Source organism: Chryseosolibacter histidinae (assembly GCF_018598225.1).
Lineage (GTDB): Bacteria > Bacteroidota > Bacteroidia > Cytophagales > Cyclobacteriaceae > Chryseosolibacter > Chryseosolibacter histidini.
In genome coordinates this window covers 1-688 of record NZ_JAHESF010000096.1, presented here as the reverse complement: position 1 = coordinate 688, position 688 = coordinate 1, and the positions used below count along the sequence as shown (strand labels likewise).

General features: G+C 47.7%; 1 protein-coding gene. It reads left to right on the top strand.

Going from position 1 to position 688, the window contains the following annotated elements; translation table 11 throughout:
* Positions 1-688 (top strand): CHASE2 domain-containing protein (locus KK083_RS32325; protein ID WP_254170298.1); only part of this gene is annotated, 688 nt, incomplete at both ends.

The window sequence follows — 688 nt, the reverse complement described above, 5'->3', positions numbered from 1 at the left end:
CCTAAGTTGAATGTTTCCGGAACAGACGAGCTTGCTTTCTCCACGATGATCGCCATGCTCTACGATTCACAAAAAACAACCAAATACCTGGAGCGTGAAAGATATTCGGAGACCATCAACTATCGCGGCAATATTGTTGACTGGCATGGAGCCTCCTCTTACCCGGGCAGGTATGCTGTGCTTGACTGGGACCAGGCGCTGGATACCACACAGTTTGTTACTTCCATGATCAAAGACAAGATCGTGATCATGGGTTTTCTGGGCTCAGACCTGCGTGATACCTCGTGGGATGATAAGTTTATCACACCGTTGAACAAGAATTACGCGGGCAAAACCAGGCCTGATATGTATGGTGTGGTGGTGCACGCCAACGCTGTTTCCATGATCCTGAACGAAGATTACATTGGCGAGCTGGGTGATACGCAGGAGCGGATCATAGCTTTTATTGTTTGCTTTTTGAATGTGGCACTTTTTTCGCTTATCACGATGCGGATCCCGTTGTGGTTCGATGGATTAAGTATCCTTGTCCAGTTAGCGCAGATCGTTGTTTTTTCGTTCCTGATGATCTACCTGTTCAGCTGGATCGATTTAAAGCTGGACCTTACTGTGACGCTGGCCGTTGTGGCATTGGTTGGAACCTGTTTTGAGATCTACAACGGTGTGCTGATGACCTCGGTGCGTTACTTTA